Raw genomic sequence first — 20,617 nt, forward strand, 5'->3', positions numbered from 1 at the left:
CCTTATTGTGCTTTCATTTGCTGAACAGCCATCAATACACGCTCTGGTGTTGCAGGTGTATGTAACACTGGACTCAATTTATAATCACTAACACTAGATACCGCATCTCTTAATGCTGACCAAACTGAAATCGCTAACATAAACGGTGGTTCACCTACCGCTTTAGAGTTGTAAATTGTGGCTTCACGATTTGGCTCATTTTGTAGTAGCTCTACATTGAATTTTTCGGGCATATCAGCAATCGCTGGAATTTTGTAAGTTGCAGGGCCATTGGTCATAAGGCGGCCTTTTTCATCCCACACTAGCTCTTCAGTGGTTAACCAACCCATACCTTGAACAAATGCACCTTCAATCTGACCTAAATCAATTGCAGGATTTAATGAATCACCTACATCATGTAATATATCTACACGTACAACTTTATATTCACCGGTTAAGGTATCGATTAATACTTCTGAGCATGACACGCCATTGGCGTAATAAAAAAATGGTCGGCCATTGGCTTTATCACGGTTGTAATGAATTTTTGGTGTTTTATAAAAACCAGTAGAAGATAAAGAAACACGATTCATATAAGCCAATTGAATCAACTCAGCAAACGCTATTACTTTTTCTTCGCCAATATGCACTTGATTGTCTAAGAAGATCACTTCCTCTTGTTTTACAGAGAAATGCTCACTTGCAAAGTCTACTAATCTTGCTCGAATCGTTTTTGCAGCATTTTGTGCCGCTTTACCATTTAAGTCTGTACCTGATGATGCCGCAGTAGGTGAAGTATTTGGCACTTTATCTGTACGAGTTGCAGTACATACAATATTGTCTATATCTACTTGAAATTCTTGTGCTACAACTTGCGCAACCTTAGTATTTAGACCTTGTCCCATTTCAGTACCGCCGTGGTTAAGCTGAATTGAGCCATCGGTATAAAGATGAATCAGGGCACCAGCCTGGTTTAAATGTTGCACTGTAAATGAGATGCCAAATTTAACCGGCGTGAGAGAGATGCCCTTCTTCAAGAACGGGTTTTCTTTATTAAACTGCGTTATTTCTGCACGACGTTTTTGATACTCACAATCAGCCTCAAGCTTATCAATCATCATAGGTAAAATGTTGTGTTCTACCGTTTGACCATAATGAGTCACATTTCTATCTGTTTGACCATATAGGTTTAATTTACGAACTTCTAACGGGTCTTTAGCTACCTTACGTGCAATATCATCCATTACACCTTCAATGGAGATCATGCCTTGTGGGCCACCAAACCCACGATAAGCAGTATGTGAAACCGTATTTGTTTTACAACGATTACCTACAACATGGGCATGCTCTAAAAAGTATGCGTTATCGCTATGAAACATAGCACGATCTACAATCGCATCTGATAAATCAGGTGAATAACCACAGTTACCATTAATATTAAATTCAATGCCTTTGATTAAACCTTCACTATCAAAGCCTGTACGATAATCATTTTCAAATGGATGACGCTTACCTGTTAAAGTCATATCATCAACACGATTTAAGCGTAATTTAACGCATCGACCTGTTTTATTAGCTAGCAATGCAGCAATACATGCCCAAGGTGCGGCTTGCGTTTCTTTGCCACCAAAACCACCGCCCATACGGCGCATATCAACAACCACTTTATTGAATGGAATATCTAATACTTCTGCTACTAAAATTTGTACTTCTGAAGGATGCTGGCTAGAAGTGTAAATGATCATGCCGCCATCTTCTGTCGGCTCTGCGCTTGAGATCTGACCTTCTAAATAAAAGTGTTCTTGACCACCAATTTTTAGCTCGCCTTCTAACACATGATCACTACTATCAATAGCAGTTGGCGCATCGCCACGGCTTTGTATATGTGTTGGACGAACAAAATTCTTTTTAGCGAGTGCATCTTTTACAGATAACACAGGTTCTAACTCGTCATATTCTACAACAGCGAGTTTTGCTGCTTTTACAGCGGCTTCATGGCTTGTTGCTGCAACTGCAAACAAGGCTTGCCCCATAAACTCTACTTTATCTAAAACAAGTACCGGATCACCTTTAAATACAGGGCCTATATCTAAATGCCCTGGCACATCGCCAGCCACTAAAACATCTACAACACCAGGCGCGGCTTTAACTTTGCTTAAATCGATTGATTTAACGATTCCGTGTGCAATTGTTGTTTGACCAATAGCAGCATATAAATGGTTTGCCATTACTGGGCGGTCATCTATATATAAAGCTTTACCACTGACATGTTTTTCAGCGCTTTCATGTTTCCTAGAAACACCTACTTTACCTGCAACTTTACTAGATTCTTTACTTGGTAAATCGATTAACTTACGCATGATATAAAACTCCAGTATTAGTGTTAGGTTGTGTCATTTCGATAAAGGCTTTTTGTAATAAGTTTTGTGCTACTTGCATTCGATATTGCGCTGATGCGCGTACATCATTCATAGGTGTAAAATCAGTTGCTAAAACAGCCATTGCGGTTTCAATTGTGTTTTGTGTCCAAGGTTGACCATTAAGCGCTTTTTCACAGTTAGCTGCGCGTTTAGGAATACCAGCCATACCACCAAATGCAATTCGTGCACTTTTGATCACATCACCGTCGATTTCTAAGTTAAATGCAGCCAATACAGCTGAAATATCATCATCAAAACGTTTTGATATTTTATAAACTTTAAGGTGTGTATTTTCTTTTGCTTTAGGAATAATGATACTTTGAATAAATTCGCTTTTTTGCTGTAATGTTACTTTATAATCAACAAAATAATCTTCAATTGGGATAATGCGATTATCATCACCTTTGCGTAAATTAATTTGTGCATCTAATGCGATTAATACTGGCGGCGTATCACCAATTGGCGAAGCATTACCTACATTGCCGCCTAATGTACCTTGGTTTCGTATTTGCAATGAACCGATACGTTCAATCATCTCACCAAACTCATGATATTCAGTGGCAAGGCTAGATGTAAATTCGGTATAAGGTAGTGCAGCACCAACAGCAAACTCTGAATCATTTTGCTCAAACGTTTGTAGCTCAGGTACGTTGCCAACATAAATGATAGTACCTAAGCTCTTCATCATTTGTGTGATTTCAAGTACGATATCTGTGCCACCAGCAACAATGCGTGCATCTGGGTGAGCTAGCATTAACTCACTTAATTCTTTTAATGTTGTTGGACTAAAAGCCACCTGATCGCCATATGATAATTGCTGCATAGTATCTTTTTGGATCATAGCTAGTGTTTCAATTGTTTGGCCTTTATTGCGGTCAAACTGATCAGGTCCGTGATTATTAGCCGCTTTAGCGGCATCAATAATTGCGCGATAGCCAGTACAGCGACATAAGTTACCAGCCAGTGCTTCTAATGTTTGTTCTTTTTCTGGCTCTGGAAAATTTTTATGTAGAGCAAATAAAGACATAATAAAACCTGGTGTACAAAATCCACATTGTGAACCATGAAAATCAACCATGGCTTTTTGTACTGGGTGCAAGGTATCGCCATCTTGTAAATCTTCAGCTGTGATCAACTGCTTACCATGCAGGCTAGGTAATAAGCTAATACATGCATTTAAACTTTTATAACGTAAGTTTCCACCAGCATATTCGGCAACAACAACAGTACATGCACCACAATCTCCTGAAGCACAACCTTCTTTCGTGCCATTTTTACCGGCATTGTTTCTTAGATATTGAAGAATACTGGTATTTGGATTTACATCACTTAAGGTCGTTAAACGATCGTTAAGTAAAAATTGAATTTGATTATCTGCCATAAAATATTGCCTACCCTGCTAGCTTTTTATTTCTTTGTTATTTCCAGCAACAAAAATTAATACGTTTGTTACGATAAACCTGACACAAATGTCAACTTCTGTAAAATATAAGTTAATGGGCGACACGAGTCAAGCGTGAAAATTGAGAAACAATTAATTATTCTTTAAGAATAGACTTTAAAAGTTAACAAAATATTAATGAAACTAAGGAGTTTTAAGAGTTTATTGGGTGGCAATTACAGAGACTGAATAATTGAATAAATGTGAGTTAAAAGATTAAATATGTAAAATGAATAAGGATAAGTCAGGGTTTAGCTAATTACTTATACCTATATAATTATCTAAACCAGTCATTATCGATTGCTTGTATCGGAAATCTCATCATCTGAGAACCTGTTTGCAGTGCCGGACTAAGACCTTAAAAACAGATCTCCGATAAAACACTCAACAGATGAAGCCCGGGAGTCTAAACCTTGGATGAAGAATAAGCACCATAATAAAATTATAGTGCTTAATTTAGAAAAGTTATTTTGCAGTAATGCGTTTAATATCGACTTGAGGAGATTCGTAACCTGTAAATAATAGCCAGTTATTCTCTGGTACATAAGTCATGCCACGTGTACGACTAAAACTTCTTTCAGGGACGCGGATAATATCTTTATGCACTTGCGTCTCAAAATTATAAAAGCTCAAACGGTAGTCATTTCCTTTAACATTAAAATAATAAATACCTTTATCAGTATATTGCCACCCCGTACTACTTGGAAGTTTAATATCTGCGAGTAATTTTCGCTCTTGAGTTGGTGCTATTAATGGCAATCGCCATAACCCTTTACCACGACCTTTACTATAGATAAGGTCACCAGCAGAGGTTTCAACGCCATAATTACCACCATTTTGTGTTAACTGCTTAACTTGCTCACCATTAACAGAGACTTGATGTAAATTTGTATTATCTGATACATAAATTGTTTGGTTGTCTCCAGACCAGCTGGGTTTATTGTGAAAAACTAACCCTGTATCTAATCGTTTTAGGTTTTGAGTTTGTACATTAATAACATATAACTCATTGCTATCAACAGTATTCACTATAAAGGCAATATGTTTACCATCGTGTGACCAAACAGGATTTTTAATGGTTTGCTTTAACTGCGTAAGCTTCTGTTTTTTTATGCCATCAAGACCACTTATCCAAAGTTCATCAAACCCCGACTCATTTGAGATCATAGCTAATTGTTTTGATGCGATAGAATAATTAGGATATCTAAAATTAAATTCCGACTGTAATAATGGGAATGGAGACGAGGCAACTTGTGCATCTAACTCTACATGCATAATAGAAGTATCTATTTGCCAGTTATGATAATAAATTGTATTTTCATCAGAGTAGTGTGGAAAGCTCACGCCAGAAATTGGCAGCTTAACAAACTCAGCACTTTCTACATCCATTTCAAAACCATATCGTTTACCGTGCTCTATAGCTGCAAAGATCAGTTTATTTTCTGAAGGGTGCCAATCTAAGCCTCTAATATCAAGATAACCAGAAGTTAAACGCCTTTCTATCCCTGAGCTTATTTCATGAATAAAAATATCTTCATGACCTGATTCTGTATTTCTTGAAATAACCAAATACTTTTGATCTGGACTAAACGCAATTGATTCATCTGTATAATCGCAATTTTGTAAACAAGTTAATCGCTTAGCTGGTATTTCTGAGTTTAGTTTTTTTAGATATATGGCTTTTTTAGCATTTTTATCACTAATACCCGCATACGCTAATAATAAACCATCGTTTGAAATCGCGACCGAGCTACTTCTATTTGATTCACACTTCCCTAAAAGTTCGACCATAGAGGTTTGCAGATCTTTTTTAACTATTTGACAGCCTTCTTGACTGCTTCTGCGATAATAATAAAGCGCACTACCATCAGGCGCCCAAACCGTTCGTCCTTCCCTGAATTTGGAATGTGTTAAGTTTCTTGCAGCTAAATCAGGTTGCGATAAATCTTTTAAATATAAATCAATATTACGATTCATTTGACGCCACGAAAAAGCTAAATAGCGTCCATCAGGGGATACTGATGGGTATAACTCACGACCTGGGTATTGCGTAACTAAGGCTGGTTTTGAAAACTGTGTTTTTTGAGTTTGATCTGGCCAAGATATAAAACCAATAAATATTAAAGCAAATAAAGCTAAAGCATATAAAGACCAAGTACGTGACCAAGTAATATTAAATGACTTATTTAGTTCTTGATTTGATTTTATATACTCAGGTTCAATTAATAATTTGTAACCTGTTTTACGAATTGTTTCGATAAACTCAATATTAGCATCAAAGCTTTTTAAGCTTTTTCTTAAATGCCAAATTGCATTTGTTAATGCTTTTTCCCCAACATAAAAATTACCATCCCAAATTTCTTCAATGATCTGTTCACGTGTAACTAAATTAGGATATTGCTGTGCTAAAAAAGCCAATACTTCAATAAACTTAGGCTGTAAAGTCAGTTTAGTATCACCATTAGAAATAATATTTTCTGGTGGCTGAACTTTACACTGATTAAGTTTAAAGGACGTATTTAGGTTCATTAAGTATCAAAACTATTTATAAATATTTTGTGTCATAGCATACCTAAAACAGCATGAAAAAGGCAAAGAATTTACGATAAATAGCAACAATACCGATAAATGTAGCAACTATAAAGATTTTTGTAACTTACTGTTTTAATTTGTGAAGATTAGAATAGATATTAAATAGATGTATAAAAGGTTAATAATAGAGAGCCTTAATATTGAGCTAATGTAAAAACTACTTTAAAAAACAAATAAGCCAATAGGCTTAGCTTCATAAAAAACTTTTACACTGATTGAAGCAGGAGTTCAGATAAGAGCGCGTTTTTATTTGAACTACCACACATAAAATAATAAGTAGCATATAAGCAATATAGTTCAGGGGAACTCATATGAAAAAATCATTTAATCGCGGTGCCATAGCAACAGCTATTGCCTTTGCAATTTCAGGTCAAGCTTTCGCAGCTGACGCTGATAATATAGAAAGAAAACAAGCACAATCTTCAATCAGCAATCAAAAAGCACAAGAAAGTAAAGTTGAAAAAATTGTTGTTACGGGTTCACGTTTACGCCGTGATAGTTTTAGTGTTGCGACACCACTTGCAACTATGGATAACGAAGCAATTGAAGATACAGGCCTGGGTTCTTTAGCAGAAATATTAATAGATGAATTACCACAAATAGCTGAAAGCAGTAGTAATAGTAATTCACAATCAAATATCACAGCGACAGGTCTCTCAACTATCAATTTACGTGATTTAGGCTCAAGTCGCACATTAACACTAATTGATGGTCGTCGTGTTGTTTCTAATAGCCATGGCAGTAACTCAGTGAGTCTATCTACTATTCCTTCAGGTATGGTAAAAAAAGTTGAAGTAATTACAGGTGGTGCTTCTGCCGCTTATGGTTCTGATGCGATTGCTGGTGTTGTGAATATCATCACACAACAAGACAAAGAAGGCTTTTCATTTAAAGCCAGAGGTGGTGAAAGCGCAGAAGGCGGAGCTAAAGAGTTTACTGTAGATATGAATTACGGAACTGAGTTTGCTGACGGCCGTGGTTATGTTTATGTCAGCTCTACTTATGATAAACAGTACGGTTTAACATTTAAAGATCGTAAACGTGCGCAGCAACAAGAATCTCATGCTTATGATAATGAAAGAATGTGTAATGCAATGCTTACCGAAGATCAGCCAAAAGATGGCGAATGTATGCGAGACATTACACAGGCTGATTGGCGCAGTCTCAATGATGCGATACCAGGTGGTGTTTTTCATGAAGGTTCAGGTAGTGTAGGTGGATTTTGGTATGATGGACAAACATTACGTGATGATTGGGTAGAAGAGAAACACGGTATCGATCGTGACCAATATGTAATGTTAAAGGTTCCTGATGAAGGTCTAAATACAGCTATAAAATTTGATTATGAACTGACTGATGACATTACATTTTATGCTCAAATTCAACATAGTTTAAATAAGTCATTCAACAATAAAGCCCCAGAAAGCGAAGATGAAAGCGATAAAGTAATCACATACGATGCTGCATCAGGTGAATTTGGTGAAGTGGTTGTTGGTAGAATTTCTCGTGATAATCCTTATGTTCCTGCTGAAATAGCTGAAGCAGGAGGCAGTACAATTAAGTGGGATCGTGAGTTTACAGAAGTAGGTCAAATTTATACTGATAATACACGTACTACAATTCGTAGCTGGGCAGGTTTAAAAGGCACAGTGTTTGATGGCGATTGGGATTGGGATGTATCTGTTGGTTATGGTCGATTTACTCAAGAACAGATCCGTGGTAATGAAATTAATACTATTAATGCAGGTTTCGCTTTAGATGCTGAATATGCTGAAGATGGCATGACTATTCAGTGTGCTGATGCTGATGCTAGAGCGAATGGCTGTTTACCAATGAATATATTTGGTGAAGGATCAATAACTCCTGAAGTTGCTGACTATATCCGTGCTAATCCAACTATAGATTCAACGGTAGAACAAGCAACATTAACTGGCTATATGGCTGGTGACTTATTTGAAATGCCAGCAGGTGCTGTTGCATCCGCTTTTGGTTTTGAATATAGAAAAGATTCACAAAATATTGAAACTGGTGGTGGCGCGACTGAAGGCGGAGTTTCATTTAACTATGTTCCTGAATACTCAGGTGAAGTAACTGTAGCAGAAATATTTGGTGAGGCTGCATTCCCATTATTAAAAGATATTGTTGGCGCTAAAAGCTTAACAGCTGAAGTATCAATACGACTTGCAGACTATAGCTGGGCCAATACAGGTTTAATGCAAAGTTATAAAACGGGTTTAGTTTGGGAAGTAGTTGATGGTTACGCACTTCGTGCTAACTGGGCAAGAGCGCAACGTGCACCATCTATAGATGACTTAATATCACCACCTGCTGGTGATTATGATTCATTAACCGATATCTGTTATGGCACAACAGCAACGTCTACTGATGCAGGTCATAATAACTGTCGAAAAGAGCCAACTATTGCCGCAGCTATTGCAGAGGATGGTGAGTTTGATGAGAGCGACAATAACTACTCACCAAGTGTTGGTAATGAAGATTTAGTTGAAGAAACAGCTGATACATTTACTTTTGGTATTACATTAGCACCATCATTTGTAGATGGTTTACGTATCGCAGTTGATTATTATGATATCGCAATTGAAGATGCGTTATCTAGCTATTCAAATCAAGATATTATGCGCTATTGTTATGACTCTTCATTAGAATGGGAGCAAAAAGGCGGCAGTAATTCATTTTGTAATGACCTAAAACGTGATGAAACAGGTGCTTTAATAGAGGTAATACAACGAAATTATAACGTTGACGAAATTAGCACAAGTGGTTTCGATATCGCACTAGAGTATGTGCATGATTTTAATGAATATGGTCGTATTAAACTAAAAACTGACTGGACTAAAGTGTTAGATTGGACTAAAACAGTACAATCTCCGGATGGACCTGAAACAACTAACTATGAAGGTCTTTACAATACAGGCGTTTACGATCTACAAGGTTCAGCTTCTTTAACTTGGTATCAAGATGATTGGCGCGTTCGCTGGAGTACAAAATACAAAGGCCCTATTAGAGTGAGCCAAACCGATCATGACTCTTGGGTTGAAGACATGGCTACAAATGATGAAAACTGTGCTAGCGGAAGTGAAAACTGTATCGCAAACCCTGAAGCATTAGCGTTTAATGAACTCGGTTCATACATTAAACATAATATCTCAGTTTCATATTCTATGGATTTAGATAATGATGGTGGTCTTCGTTTATCAGGCGGCATCAACAACGTTTTTGATAATCAAGGTGACTATAGCCCAGGTGGAAAAGGTCATTATTACAGTGGTTACGGCAGCAGCGTTGGTCGCTTTGCTTATATCAGTGCGGAAGTTAAGTTTTAATATTTTATAAATATGACATAACTCCCAGGTTTATTCATTACCCTTCAAAGCCAGCTTAATCGCTGGCTTTTTTTATCTCTAACTCTTGCTCTTATTTATCTATCTCTCCCTATCCGTTATAATCTCACTATTAAATTCTCCTTTGTGAACACCTTTAATGAAATTTCCTTGTCGTTTAGATAAATTTATTAGCCACTTGGCTGAAACTCCTAGAACAAAAGCCAAAGCAGCGATCAAAAGGAAATTTGTTACCGTTAATGATGAAGTGATCCGCAGCTTTGATTATCAAGTTAAACCTGAAGATGTTGTTATGTTTAAAGGAGAAAAACTTGTAGATTTAGGCAAACGCTATTACATGTTAAATAAGCCTGAAGATTATGTATGTGCCAATAGCGATGAAATGCATGCAACTGTATTTGAGCTATTAAATGAGCCTAAGCTGAGTGAGTTGCATATAGCTGGCAGATTAGATATTGATACAACTGGTTTAGTGCTAATCACCAATGATGGTGATTGGTCACATCGTGCAACGTCACCTAGGCATCAAAAATTCAAAACTTATTTAGTTGAAACTGAAACCGAAATTACCGACCAAGAAATCGCACAACTTAAAGAAGGTGTGATGTTGCACGGAGAAAAAGCGCCTACTCTGCCTGCTAAGGTTGAGAAAATAGCTGGTTTTAGCTTAAAACTATCAATTCAAGAAGGTAAATACCATCAAGTAAAAAGAATGCTTGCAGCTGTAGGTAACAGTGTTGCTGCGTTACATAGAGAACAAGTTTCAGAGATAAGTCTAGATGAAGACTTAGCACCTGGCGATTACCGTGTGTTAACGCAAGATGAAATAAACTGCATTTAGCCCTCATTTCAAAGTATCCATAAATTAAACATTAATAAAAATCATGAAGTTCATGATTTTTATTAATCAAACCCTCTAGCACTTAATTTTAAAAGCGCTATTATCATAAAGGAATAATAATAAACCAGAGGTAGTAACTATATGAGTTTACGTTCAAAAATCATTGCTTTTGTAGGGCTTTTATTTGTAGCGCTTATAAGTATTGCAGTGTTAGGTTTACAAGCTTTGCGCAGCGCCAGTGAAAGCGACAACATAGCACGTATAAATCAATTAATGAAAAGCACCACTAATATAGTTCAGCAATTTGAACAACTCTCCTCCTCAGGCCAACTAACAGAACAACAAGCAAAACAATACGCAAGCCAACTTTTAAGAGAAAATAAATACCATGATTCAGAATATGTTTATGTGGTAGATGACAAACTCAATTTTGTTGCTACACCCCATGATCCGCAATTACATGGTACGAGCTTTAATGATTTTAAAGATGCCAAAGGCGCAAGTATCGGGCAACTAGTAGAAAGGCTGGTAGGTAATAAGGTAAATCAAATCATAACTTATCATTGGGACTCTGAACGCGATGGTGAAATAGTAGACTTAACTTCGGTTGTGCAAAAAACAGCTGATTGGGGCTGGTATATTGGAACTGGCATTAGCTATAAAGAAGTTGATGATAGATATTGGTCAAATGCAAAGTGGCTGTTAAGTTTATCAATATTAATTGCCACAGCACTCGCATTTGCTCTGGGTCATTTTGGTTTAAAATTAAATAGCGCGTTAGGAGCTGAAATCAATCAGGTACTAAAAATCGTACGTAAAGTATCTAAAGGTAATTTACAGCAAACCCGTACTTTCGAAAACGCAAAAAATGACAGCGTTGTCGGTGCAATAACCTATATGCAGTCAGGTTTAAAAGATGTGGTTCAAGGTATTAAAAATGTTTCTGATACTTTAAAAGATCAAACCTTAGATTCTGAAAAACGCTCAGTTGAACTAGATCACCTTACTGAAGCATTAAATAATGAGACACAAATGGTGGCATCAGCTATTACCGAGTTAACAGCCTCTGCTGAAGCTGTATCTAGCCATGCAGAACAAACAGCTGCATCCGTCAAAGCAGCAGAAGTACAAGGTCAAAATGCACATATGCTAACTGAAGAGGCTTCCAAAACGATAAACTTATTAGAAACTCAAATTGAAAGTGCAGGATCTAATATTCAAATACTAGATGATGAAGTTAATAACATTGCAAATGTTTTAACTGTCATTCAAGGCATTGCAGAGCAAACAAACTTACTGGCACTCAACGCAGCAATTGAAGCAGCTAGAGCCGGAGATCAAGGTCGAGGTTTTGCTGTTGTTGCAGATGAAGTAAGACAGTTAGCACAAAGAACACAAAGCAGTACCGAAGAAATTCATACTATGATTTCTCGCTTACAGGGTGCGACCAAAGATGCTAAATCATCTGTATCACAAAGTATTTCAACCAGTGAAGAAACCGTTGAAAAATCTCAAAAGGTATCACAAGAACTGCAAAAAATTGCAGACTCATTATCTGAAATATCTCAAATGAGTCATCAAATATCTATTGCAGCAAAAGAGCAACTAGAAGCAGGTGAAGATACAGCTAAGCGTATTGTGAATATATCTGATACTGCTAGCAACACCTCAGAAGTATCAAATCAAGCACATTCATCGAGCGATGAAATCAAGTTATTAACAACAAGCTTAGAGAAGGAAGTGGCTAAATTCGAGCTTTAAAAAAGCTCACTCGAACGAATACAGCAGTTCTAAAGCAATAGATTGCTCTAGGACTGCTGTATTTAGTTTTAGAACAGTTTCAAAATGTGTTATTACAGTTCGTATTTAGGTTTTATTTTAACTAAATCAAATTGTAATAACGAAGGGATAATCTTTTGTAAGCGAGTTTCAGTTTCATCTAGTTTTTGCAAACAACTACAATATTCATCAGCTTTTGCCTCTAATACCATAGCTTTTTTCTGTAAAGATTTATCAATTTCTGTTGCTATGATATCCATTCGAGTGCCCATGTCTGTAATTCGCTCTTCTAAATTGCCCTCATCAGACTCAAAAGCATCACCTAAAGCAACTAATATCGCACCTAAAGAACCATGAACTGCAGCATGAATTTTTTCACTAATTTCATTTTTAAAAAAGTCATCTAAACGAGATAAAGATTGTGGTGCAATATAGAAAAAATCATCACCCCTTTTAAACTTACTCATTAAGGTTTTTTCAACATACTCTAATTGATTTTTTAATACTTGGGGCTCTTTATCTGAAAAACCTTTGACCACTTGCTCTATAGCCGTTAAACCTAAGTTAACGCCATCTGTTGCTAAATTCACTAACTCAGGTACCGTATTACGTAACCCTCGTTCAAATTCATTTAATACTAAAGTTTCATCTTCACTTAACTCAATCAATAAGCCTTTAATAAAAATTTGAGTATCCTGCTGATTTTCACCTAGGTTTATTTGCACTCGTGTTTGTGTTTTATCAACAATTCGAATCACATTTTCAGTAATAATAAGGCCATGTTCTAATTCAACATTGCACTCTTCGTCAGCAACGACGCTAAAGCTTAAGAAATAGAAGCCAAATAAAACTAAAAATAAGCCAATGCGTAACTTGTTAAACATTATTTTGCTCATAAAATACCAGTGGACGTACTTTAACAAAAAAAGCCCGGGATACCCAATGACTCGATAAATAAGTTGAGTTATTTTGCGTAGCGAACTAATCGCACGTAGATATCAGCATTTTTACTTTTAAGATTATTTTTACCACTGTAAAAAGCATAAGCCCACGCATGATCACCCACATCAATACTTGTAGTATTAGTCCAATAGTTTTCAGCTGGCGTATTAGGAAATAACACACTATTTACGGCTGGATTAACACATTGCCTTTCAACCATACCTGCTAGCTGTTTAAAGTCAGGTACATGCCAATCACTAAAATCGGCAAACTGAGTTGATTGCGCAGTTTGCAAAGCTTGCTTCCAAGTCATTTGTTTAGCATCATTATCACAACTTGCTGTTTCACTGTTATATGTCTGCCCTAAACTACATCGCATCCACATCAATCCAGTTAAACTATCTTCTACAGTACCATTCTCATTTTGCACAAAACGATCTGTTGGTGTGGTTGCTGTTAAATCATAGCAAGTCTGCGCTAATGTATATTGGCTAAATAACAGCGCTAACATTGAATAGAGTTTTATTTGAGTATTCTTCATCGTATTTTCCAATTTTTTATCATGTCACACGGTGACTTTTAATAAAGCGGCTTTATAGCTTTATTATGGTGTTCTAACCAAACGTAAATAACCCGTATTTGATTTTGGATAGGCTATGTCATTACCTGTTTGCATATCTAAAATCCATGCAAAACTTAAGCTTTGACCATCAGCGCTGGTTTCTACCGTCCAATAACGTATATGGTCAAGTGCAGATTGCTCCGGAATATTTGGAAATATCTCTGTATTAAGTAAATGCGTTTGGCCTTGTTGGCTTAAATCCATTAAACCCATTAACTCATTGTAAGTGGGTACGCGCCAATTATTACCACCGCAATAGTTAGTTGCGTTTACTTCACTGACATAAGTATCTAAGCCACAATCAATATCACTTGGGCATGAAGAGTTGGCAGCACCTTTAGTACCTTCAACACCACCATTACCCTCACCTGAATATGACCAGGTATAATGATTTTGACCTTCACGTAATTGGGTATTAGGTATAGTGCCTGTATTTTGTTGTTTAACTTCCCAAATAAGTCCTGTGATATTATCTCTCACACATGAAAAATCTGTCGCGTCATCAGGTAACTCATCTGCAAATTCATCAAGTTTAGTAAAATCGAAGCCTGAACTACCTATGCCTATTTTATCTAAATGCTGTGCCACCGAATCTCGGCCTAAATCAGCATCTTGCCCAGGAAAATCAGTGTTATTACAGGCTATTTCTTGAAGCTCATCAAAACATTTAGTCATGCCGGAGTCATTACCGATACCTAAAGCGAATGTTTTGATATTTACCCTAGCATTACCTACTTGGCTTCTATTTTTATCATCCGTGACAGTCACTGCAAATAATAGCTGTTCTGCGTCATCTACATCAGGCACTAAAAAATGACTGATACATTGATTAGCTTGAATTAAATTAACCGTTGTTCCTGATACTTGAGACCATAAGCAGCTAAAGTTAGGCGTTAAAGCCTTTGTATTACTGGCATCTAAAGAGACAGTTTCAAATTCATTGGCTGATTGTGTTATGCCTGTATCTACATCGATTACTTGATCTGTTTTATGAAGTAATATGTCAAAATAGTTTGTTTGACTACCGTTTTCATCATCTGTAATCGTCAAACTAAACTGCGTTGTATTGTCAGATTCCAATAAAGGATGAGAGAAAGTTAAATTCGCTTGATTAAGTGCTGCCACCGCAACAGCATCACCTTTAGTTTGCTGCCACTGATAAGTCATTAAAGACCCGTTTGAATCTGGATCAAACGATGCCTCGCTACTTAAAGTAACCGTATCAGCATACTTTGATGGTAATTGTGTTGGTGCTGTTTGTGCAATTGACACAATAGGTAGTTGATTTACTGAGCTGACAATAACAACAACTTCATCACTGGCTGTTGAATTATCAGGTGCGGTGTATTTAACTTGAAAAGTAAGGTGTGAGTTTTGTTTAACCTCAGGTGCTTCAATGCTTTGCTCTGCGCCTTCAGCCGGAAAACCAGCAATAATAGGACCGCTTGTTTGTGACCAAGAAAAAGCCCCTTCAGTAGGAGCTGCAATAGCTGATAGCGTTATTGTTGTTTTTTCATCTACAACTTGATCTGAGCCTGCATTAACACTTACAGGTACATCTTTTTTTGTTTCTGAATCTGAACTTCCACCACCACAGGCGGCAATATTTACAGCCAGTAAAGCTATTAAAGCTTTTTTATTCATGGCAAACCCTAATTTGTCATTATTCCTAACACTCAATATGCAAGATATCCGCCAGAAAATTTTGACGCTATAAAATAGGATTTACATATAGCTTTCTTGATGGATCCTAACAAATAATTTAGTGCCTATTTTACTGTAATCGACTTTATACTCTCTACCATCAAGAGACTGAATAAAAATCAATTGCTTAACTTCACTAAAAACATCTTGAGTTGGTACATAAACCATTTCTAAATACCGCTCTTTTGCTTCTCTTCTATTTTTAGGCAGCTTTTCTTTAAATGGTTCTAAACCATTTTGAGTCACTTTAATTTTTGGATGATTTTCGCCATTTACAACTACCAAATCTAGCTTTTTTTCTTTATGAATAATAGTATTACGTCCGCTTGTAATAAAGGCTCTTTCACTTTCACTCATTATATTCATTCCTACGGTATAAATTTTATCTTATTACTTTTACTACCCTTGTATTTATTATAGCAATACAAGGCTGTATTGATTAGCTCTTAATAGATCATTTTAATTAAATGCAAAAAAGTTATCACTCTTTATTGAAAATGACCAAAATATAATGCGGCCATTAAACATGCCCAAATTAACATATAGCGTATTCTTTTACAGTACATACAATTTGATTTTTTAACCATTATTTCCACATTCAAAAATAAAAATTTAAATTTAAATTAACTTTTCGTTTAAACAACAAAATAATAAGATGCGTAACAGACGCATTAATGTCAATTTTTCATACAATATCGTTAATATTATTTTATTAATGAATCATCAATATGTTGCGAGCACAATCAGGTAAAGCTCTATTTCCATTTATTATAGCTATTTTAATCGCTTTATGTATTTATCTTTACCTAGAGAAATCAGAAAATAACCATAAAAATCAAACAAAACAAGCAACATTAGTAAAAGTTGTTACGGTTTTAAATAAAACTCAAAGTATTGATATTGAGTCTTTAGGTACCAGTCGCGCTAATCAGGCTATATTTATTAATAGCGCTCAAGATGATTATATTAAGTCTGTTCATTTTAAAGATGGTGATATTGTGAAAGCTGGGCAGTTATTAGTACAACTGAATAACGCACAAGAAAAGGCCCAAGTATTAGAGTTAACAGTTAACTTAAAAGAAGATAAACGTCAATTAAACCGATTAACTAAATTAGCTAAAACGCAATCAACTGCAAAGTCTTTATTAGATGAACAACAAGCAAAATACGAATCATCTTTAGCGCAACTAGAAGCCGCTAAAGTAAAGTTATCTGAAATGTCTATCAAGGCGCCGTTTGATGGTATGTTAGGTCAACGTTTAGTGTCGCAAGGTGCTTATATTACCAGTAGCAGTGAAATTACCACTTTAGATGATATTAGTATTATTAAAGTAGACTTTAACATTCCTGAAAAATATTTATCGCATTTACATACAGGCTTGAATGTAAAAGCAAAAAGCCCAGCATATCACGGTAAGCTTTTTAATGGTGAAGTGACGCATATTGGCTCTCGTGTAAACCCAACAACACGCAGCGTATTAATTACAGCGCGTTTTACTAATCAAAACCACCAGCTAAGAGCAGGTATGTTATTGCATACTTACTTACAACTATCAGAATTAACAGCATTGCAAGTACCTGAAAAATCGATCGTTCCAATTCAAGAGAATCACTTTGTTTATATTGTTGAAGACAATATTGCAGTAAAAAAGCAAGTTAAAATTGGCGTTCGTCATAGTGGATTAGTAGAAATAAAGTCAGGGCTTAAAGAAGGTGATGTGATTATTACTGAAGGCATTATAAAAATAAAACCGGGTTCTACAGTACGCACCGAAGGAGAAGCTAAGTGAAGATAACCGACCTTAGCGTTAAACGCCCTGTTTTTGCCATTGTAATTAATGTATTACTTTTCACTTTTGGCATTGTGGCATTTTCCATGTTGCCTTTAAGAGAATTTCCAGATATTGATACGCCGGTTGTTTCTGTCAGTACTGAATATATGGGTGCCTCAGCAGAAATCATAGAAACAAAAATAACCCAAGTACTCGAAAATCGTATTTCAGGTATTGAAGGTATAAAAAGCATTAACTCATCAAGCAGAAATGGTCGCTCAAATATCACCATTGAATTTGATATTAACCGTAATATTGATGCCGCAGCCAACGATGTACGAGAACGCGTTTCCCGCGCAGCAGATAATTTACCAGATCAAGTTCGTGCGCCAGAAGTATCAAAGTCGGATACCGACGGCAGTCCAATTGCTTGGTTTTTATTAAACAGCACCACAATGAATTCACTGCAATTATCTGATTACGCACAAAGATATATTGTAGATAGAATTTCAGTTGTAGATGGTGTTTCTAATGTGATTATTGGCGGTGAACGCCAATACGCCATGAAAATTTGGCTTAACCGTAGCGCGATGGCAGCCCGAGGTATTACCAGCTCAGATATAGAAAAAGTATTAAATAATGAAAACGTAGAATTACCAGCCGGTAAAATTGAATCTATTGATAGAGATTTCACAGTAAGAACTGCCCGCAGTTACCGCAGCCCTGAAGATTTTGAACGCCTTGTAATTAAACGTGGTGATGACGGTTATTTAGTACGCCTAAATGAAGTTGCCGATATAAAATTAGAAGCTGAAAATGAAGAAAGCATGTTCAGAGGCAATAAAAAAGACATGATCGGTTTAGGCATAGTTAAACAAACTAAAGCCAATACTTTGACTGTAGTAGAAAATGCCAAAGCTGAATTTGAAAAAATTAAAATGACCTTACCGGAAGGTACAACACTTCATAATTCATATGATTCATCTGTATTTATCAAAGAGTCAATTAAAGAGGTATATCTCACTTTAGCGATTGCAATGGCTTTGGTTGTACTGGTGATATATTTATTTTTAGGAAATATCAGAGCCACTTTAATACCTGCAATTACAGTACCCGTTGCACTCGTTGGCACTTTCATATTCTTATTTTCTATGGGTTACTCAATTAACCTATTGACCTTATTAGCTTTAGTACTCGCTATCGGTTTAGTGGTAGATGATGCCATAGTAATGCTTGAGAATATTCATAGAAGAATAGAACTAGAAGAACCACCGTTATTAGCGGCTTACAGAGGCGCACGTGAAGTGGGTTTTGCCATCATAGCAACCACACTAGTATTAATTGCTGTTTTCATTCCTTTAGTATTTATGGATGGCAGAATCGGTAGTTTATTTACTGAATTTGCCATTGCAGTTAGCGCTGCAGTGATGTTTTCTAGCATTACAGCTTTAACACTCTCGCCTGCTTTATGTTCTAAGTTATTAAAAAATTCTGAACGCCAGTCAAAGTTTAGTCATGGTGTAGATGTATTATTTTCAAATATTGAAACTAAATACAAAAACATATTAATGGGCAATATGCACAGAACCGGCAGTGTGGCTTTAGTTTTAGTATTTTCTGGTATCGCCAGCTTTTTGATGTTTGATAAATTACCATCAGAACTTACACCAAAAGAAGACCGTGGAACCGCCTTTATTTTAATGAATGGCCCTCAAGGCGCTAGTTATGAAAATAATGCACAAAATATGTTTAAAATTGAGAAAAAGCTAGAGCCATTTGTTGAATCTGGCGATATCAACCGTTTATTAGTGCGCGTTCCTGGTTGGGGCGGCAGTGGCGGTGTTGCCATTGTAGGCATGGATGACTGGGAAAACAAAAAACGTACTAGCTGGGAGATTATGGGCGATATCAGTGCTGAACTTCGCACTATTACCGATGTACGTGCTTTTGCCATTATGCGTTCAGGCATTGGCGGTCGCGGCATGAGCCGCCCTATTGAGTTTGTTTTGCAAGGTAATGATTATCAAGAGCTTGCTGTATGGCGTGATCGCATATTGAAACGCGCAGAAGAAAATCCAGGCTTAGTTCGATTAGATCATGACTTTAAAGAAACTTACCCGCAATTTTTAATCAGTATCGATAAAGACAAAGCTGCTGATTTAGGTGTAACTGTATCAGAAATAGGCAATACGTTAGAATCAATGTTAGGTCAGCGCCGTGTTACAACCTTTATAGATAGAGGTGAAGAATACGATGTTATTATCAAAGGCACTAAAAAAGATTTTGTTGAGCCTAAAAATATTTCTGATATTTATTTAAAGTCTACATCCGGTGATTTAGTACCTTTAGATAGTGTGATCACCTTATCTGAGAAGGCCACAGCTGCCCGTTTAAATCGCTATAACAGAATGCGCGCGATTACTTTAACTGCAAACTTAGCACCAGGTTACGCATTAGAGTCTGCTTTAGATTTTTTAAATACAGTGGCAATGGAAGAAAATACGTTAGATGGTGCTATTGACTATAAAGGCGAATCTCAAATGTTTTATGAAGGTGCATCTGCAATGACCTATGTATTCATTTTAGCTTTAGCTGTTACCTTTTTAGTATTAGCGGCACAATTTGAGAGCTTTGTTCATCCGTTAATTATTATGCTTACCGTACCACTAGGTTTAATTGGTGCTTTAGCGGGTTTATATTTCAGTGCGTCTAGCTTAAATATATACAGCCAAATCGGTATCATTATGCTGATAGGTTTAAGTGCTAAAAATGGTATCTTAATTGTAGAGTTTGCTAATCAATTAAGAGATAAAGGCATTGAATTTAAAGAAGCACTTATTCAAGCTGCGACTCAAAGATTACGCCCTATTATTATGACATCACTTACTACCGTAATGAGCTCTGTACCGCTTGTAATGGCTTCAGGCCCTGGTTTTGAAAGCCGCATGGTAATTGGAACAGTGATCTTTTATGGTGTGATTGTAGCAACGCTATTAACTTTATTTGTTGTGCCAAGTGCTTATTATGCGCTTGCGCGTAAGACTCAATCACCAGAGTTTTTACAAAATAAGTTAGAGCAACAAAAAGAGAAATTTCCACAAAAAGATTAAACTCTAAATCAGTCTAGGTTCTAGGTATTTATCTAGCACCTAGATCCTTGGCT

Annotated in this window: 12 protein-coding genes; 5 read left to right on the plus strand and 7 right to left on the minus strand. The window is 36.4% G+C overall.

Annotated features, from left to right (window positions below; translation table 11 throughout):
• Nucleotides 1-2 precede the first annotated feature (2 nt).
• From xdhB to PSA_RS17425, 3 genes are all read right to left on the minus strand, one after another.
• The gene (gene xdhB / locus PSA_RS17415) at nucleotides 3-2,339 is read right to left on the minus strand and encodes a xanthine dehydrogenase molybdopterin binding subunit (protein WP_042150610.1); all 2,337 of its coding nucleotides are present in this window, start codon (nucleotides 2,337-2,339) and stop codon (nucleotides 3-5) included.
• Nucleotides 2,332-3,780, minus strand: a complete 1,449-nt coding sequence (gene xdhA / locus PSA_RS17420) for a xanthine dehydrogenase small subunit (protein ID WP_042150612.1) — start codon at nucleotides 3,778-3,780, stop codon at nucleotides 2,332-2,334. The genes xdhB and xdhA overlap by 8 nt, the downstream gene beginning before the upstream one ends.
• A gap of 525 nt (nucleotides 3,781-4,305) precedes the next feature.
• Nucleotides 4,306-6,369: a winged helix-turn-helix domain-containing protein gene (locus tag PSA_RS17425; RefSeq protein ID WP_042150614.1), complete on the minus strand. Its 2,064-nt coding sequence runs from the start codon at nucleotides 6,367-6,369 to the stop codon at nucleotides 4,306-4,308.
• Between the two features lie 374 nt (nucleotides 6,370-6,743).
• Here PSA_RS17425 and PSA_RS17430 point away from each other — a divergent pair, with 374 nt between their 5' ends.
• The 3 genes from PSA_RS17430 (at nucleotide 6,744) to PSA_RS17440 (ending at nucleotide 12,396) form a co-directional block, all read left to right on the plus strand.
• A complete protein-coding gene (locus PSA_RS17430; protein ID WP_042150616.1) occupies nucleotides 6,744-9,776 on the plus strand; it encodes a TonB-dependent receptor domain-containing protein in 3,033 nt (1,010 codons plus the stop codon).
• 157 nt (nucleotides 9,777-9,933) lie between these two features.
• Nucleotides 9,934-10,635 carry a 16S rRNA pseudouridine(516) synthase RsuA gene (gene rsuA / locus PSA_RS17435; RefSeq protein ID WP_042150618.1) on the plus strand — a complete coding sequence of 234 codons (702 nt, stop codon included), beginning with the start codon at nucleotides 9,934-9,936 and terminating at the stop codon, nucleotides 10,633-10,635.
• A 141-nt stretch (nucleotides 10,636-10,776) separates the two neighbouring features.
• On the plus strand, nucleotides 10,777-12,396 hold the full coding sequence (locus tag PSA_RS17440; RefSeq protein WP_042150619.1) for a methyl-accepting chemotaxis protein: 1,620 nt from the start codon (nucleotides 10,777-10,779) through the stop codon (nucleotides 12,394-12,396).
• Between the two features lie 92 nt (nucleotides 12,397-12,488).
• Here the strand turns inward: PSA_RS17440 and PSA_RS17445 are convergent, their stop codons facing one another.
• The 4 genes from PSA_RS17445 to PSA_RS17460 form a co-directional block, all read right to left on the minus strand.
• Complete coding sequence (locus tag PSA_RS17445; RefSeq protein ID WP_042150636.1) at nucleotides 12,489-13,298, minus strand: DUF2884 family protein; 810 nt, start codon at nucleotides 13,296-13,298, stop codon at nucleotides 12,489-12,491.
• 80 nt (nucleotides 13,299-13,378) lie between these two features.
• Complete coding sequence (locus PSA_RS17450) at nucleotides 13,379-13,897, minus strand: DUF1566 domain-containing protein (RefSeq protein ID WP_042150622.1); 519 nt, start codon at nucleotides 13,895-13,897, stop codon at nucleotides 13,379-13,381.
• A gap of 63 nt (nucleotides 13,898-13,960) precedes the next feature.
• Nucleotides 13,961-15,622: a DUF1566 domain-containing protein gene (locus PSA_RS17455; RefSeq protein ID WP_042150624.1), complete on the minus strand. Its 1,662-nt coding sequence runs from the start codon at nucleotides 15,620-15,622 to the stop codon at nucleotides 13,961-13,963.
• 81 nt (nucleotides 15,623-15,703) lie between these two features.
• The gene (locus tag PSA_RS17460; RefSeq protein WP_042150626.1) at nucleotides 15,704-16,039 is read right to left on the minus strand and encodes a hypothetical protein; all 336 of its coding nucleotides are present in this window, start codon (nucleotides 16,037-16,039) and stop codon (nucleotides 15,704-15,706) included.
• A 371-nt stretch (nucleotides 16,040-16,410) separates the two neighbouring features.
• On the opposite strand from PSA_RS17460, the gene PSA_RS17465 reads away from it, so the two are divergent.
• The gene (locus tag PSA_RS17465) at nucleotides 16,411-17,472 is read left to right on the plus strand and encodes an efflux RND transporter periplasmic adaptor subunit (protein ID WP_042150629.1); all 1,062 of its coding nucleotides are present in this window, start codon (nucleotides 16,411-16,413) and stop codon (nucleotides 17,470-17,472) included.
• The gene (locus PSA_RS17470; RefSeq protein WP_042150631.1) at nucleotides 17,469-20,564 is read left to right on the plus strand and encodes an efflux RND transporter permease subunit; all 3,096 of its coding nucleotides are present in this window, start codon (nucleotides 17,469-17,471) and stop codon (nucleotides 20,562-20,564) included. The genes PSA_RS17465 and PSA_RS17470 overlap by 4 nt, the downstream gene beginning before the upstream one ends.
• Nucleotides 20,565-20,617: the final 53 nt, after the last annotated feature.

This window comes from Pseudoalteromonas sp. '520P1 No. 423' (assembly GCF_001269985.1).
Taxonomy (GTDB): domain Bacteria; phylum Pseudomonadota; class Gammaproteobacteria; order Enterobacterales; family Alteromonadaceae; genus Pseudoalteromonas.